This window comes from Chamaesiphon sp. VAR_69_metabat_338 (assembly GCF_031423935.1).
Lineage (GTDB): Bacteria > Cyanobacteriota > Cyanobacteriia > Cyanobacteriales > Chamaesiphonaceae > Chamaesiphon.
On the sequence record NZ_JANPGM010000042.1, the window covers coordinates 1 to 2,906 of the forward strand.

3 protein-coding genes are annotated in these 2,906 nt (G+C 47.1%); all 3 read right to left on the reverse strand.

The features are described 5' to 3' along the window. A partial coding sequence (locus tag RMO84_RS01365; protein ID WP_310486652.1) for a GUN4 N-terminal ARM-like repeat domain-containing protein occupies nt 1–720 on the reverse strand: 720 nt, incomplete at its 3' end. Nucleotides 721–957: 237 nt separating this feature from the next. Next, on the reverse strand, nt 958–1,797 hold the full coding sequence (locus RMO84_RS01370) for a hypothetical protein (protein WP_310486653.1): 840 nt from the start codon (nt 1,795–1,797) through the stop codon (nt 958–960). 394 nt (nt 1,798–2,191) lie between these two features. Next, a partial coding sequence (locus RMO84_RS01375) for an MltA domain-containing protein (protein ID WP_310486654.1) occupies nt 2,192–2,906 on the reverse strand: 715 nt, incomplete at its 5' end.

Sequence of the window (2,906 nt, forward strand, 5' to 3'; positions counted from 1 at the left end):
CACTTTATCCCAGGCCGGATGAGATAGTAAGGATGCGATAACCCGCACGCCGCGCAACTGATTGGACAGTGGCAAATGACCTCTGGGCGCACTCAAATCCCAGGTAAATGCGCCTGGATAACGCGTCCAATTATTACCCTCTTTCCAGCCAATTTTCGGCCAGAGTTTGTCCCAATTTTTGTTTGTGCCCAACCACATTTCGCGTTGAATCGAGAAGCCAAATTTGCCTTCAGAATAGATCGACCATAAAGTATCGATCGTGTGTAGATCGATCGTTGGTAATTGTTCGACTTCTGTAAAATAAATCCACTTCCGTTTGACGGCATCGGCACCAGCCAGCTCGCAGAGTTTTTCGGTAGTAAGTTTATCGGCTGCTTGAAATTCTTGTCGAGCTAATAGTTTTTGAAGTTGGGTGTAGTCGATACTCATGCTCGATGTCAAAGGCACAACGCCGGTTGGCAACTCTCGATCGAGGTAATCTTTGGCAACTGCAACCTCACTCTGATAGAGAGCTTGATACACCGCACCACTGACGATCGTCGGTGGGATCTCCCGTTGCTGTTGGAGCCACTCGATTAAAATGTTAATGCCTGGAAGTCCAGTAGCAACCAGCTGCGGGAGAATCTGCAACCGATCTTTTGGGGTGCTAGTTGTAAATTTTTCCTGCAACGCGGCGATATCTGAAGGTATCGATGGTGAGGTAGTACTGAAATCGGGCATGGGTAGGGAGCGGCGATGGTGTGGAGTAGTCCGATCGATATTTTACCAAAAATAACCTGACTTGTTATTTCTAGCTGCGATTCGTGGCTTGCTTCAGGTAGTGCTGTCGTGAGAATTTTACCAGCTAGATTTGGAAATCGAGAACTCGATCTTTGCACTAAATCGCCAAGTGGGTCGCAGGATCGGATGCACGATCGCCTTTAGTCTCGCACATCCGATCGGGTTCGATGATGCGAATTAATCTGTAGTCGCCAGCTTTTTTTTGCGCAGTTGCCGCTTCAATCCCCAGACTGCCGCACCACCAAGCAAGGTACCAACCAGATCGCCGGGTTCGGGGATCTTTTGAGTGCGCAAAGTACCGGCAGTAACGCTTAAGCCAGCCGGATCGACCTCATTACCAGAGATCGAGACTGCATCGGGCACTCGGAAGGTATGATTATCGCTCTCAAAGCCACCGCCACCAGTTTGCGTAAAGTTGATTTTGGTAATTTGCTCGCCAGCATCAGCATAAAAGTTAAAGAAGGCTCCATATTGATTGTATGGGCCACCCACCAATGCAGAATCATAATGCAAAAGTTGGGGAATATTGCTAAACATAAATTTAGCAAGTATGTTGCTGCCATCATAAAACGTTAGTTGATTGAGGCTATCTAACGACGAATAGAACATACCAAAGTACTTGATTCCGGCGGCATTATTACCTGCTGTGGTGGCAAAAGTTAAATTGGTCGTCGGCACGCTCCCAATATTGCTCGCAAATTGTCCGGCATAGCCAGCTCCAGCCGTTTTACCATTGTCACCGTAGTTACTGACTTGGAGTGAATCGTATGTGGCTATGTAGCCATTACCCGCAGCATCGGTAAGGTTAATACTGTAATTGCTATTATTTCCAAGCGTCGCCGCTTCAAAATCAACCTGCTTAGTCGGCCCAATTGCAGCACTAGCAGAGTAGATATTGGGATTTTCGTAAGTGATGGTGACAGCAGATGCGGCATTTGTGGTAGACAATCCAGACATCGCCGCCATAGAAATCGCCCCCATCGCCAACTGGCTGGAGCGGCTTTTAATTAGATTCATAGTTTTTAAGTTGTGCCGGATACGGGATGAAAAATTGGCTGGTGGTGGCATCACACTAAAAAAGTCACTTTGTGCGATCGAACTGGTTTCAGACAGCTAGCCCGAGCTGGTGCAATCCGAGCAAACTCGTCAGCAGATCCTCATAGTGACCGATCGGCAATAACCTGCTGTGAGCGAATACACAATGCTTATAATTTAGCTATACCGATTTGTCGATTAGCTTACCCAAAACTTTAGCTATTTCTAATAACCTCGACGGCTTAAAAGTCGATTGGATATCTTAAATCTAGCTTTAATTAATTCTTGTCTTTCTGTATTATATATAATAAAGAGCGATGGAAAAGTTTCCATCGCTCTTTATTATTTGGATATTTGCAACTAATTCAAATAGTAACTAGCTCTTTAATAACAAATAATAGAGGTGTCCTGGCCCACCAGTGACCCCAGCACGATCGCCAGCAATCTTCCCTTTCCCCATAAAATAGTCAACTCGTCCGGGGCCAGTAATCGCGCTACCAGTGTCCTGATCCAAGACATAGCGACTGACCAATTTTTGCTGGATCGATCGACCGTCAGCAGTGTATGGTAGCTCGGTATGAACTAGTGCCAAGGCACCTGGTGGCATCATCGATTTGTCTGTGGCGATCGATCGCTCGGGTGTCACCGGCACATTGATACTACCCATCGGTTGACCGTTGAAGGTTTCCTTCATAAACACAAAGCGTTTCCATCGAGGGATGTAGACATTTAATTCCTGGGGATTGTCGCGGAAGTAGCCGATCACGCCAGCGAGTGTAAGCTGTGCGGGGGTTACTTTACCATCTTTGGCGAGTTCTTTGCCGATACTAGTGTAGGCAAAATTGGTGCCACCACCATAACCAACCGTAGTTTTAGTGCCATCGGCGAGATTGAGTTCGGCAGAACCTTGAATTTGGACGAGAATCGCTTCAAAACGATCGCGCATCCAGAAGATCTCATTCCCCGCGAGGACGCTTTTGCTGCCCTGGAGACCGTCTGCGCCCTCTAGTTGTAGCCGGTCGGGTTGAGGATCTTTCCAACTGCTAAAGCTAACAGGGGCTTTGTACAGCGGGTATTTAAATTCAGCCGTC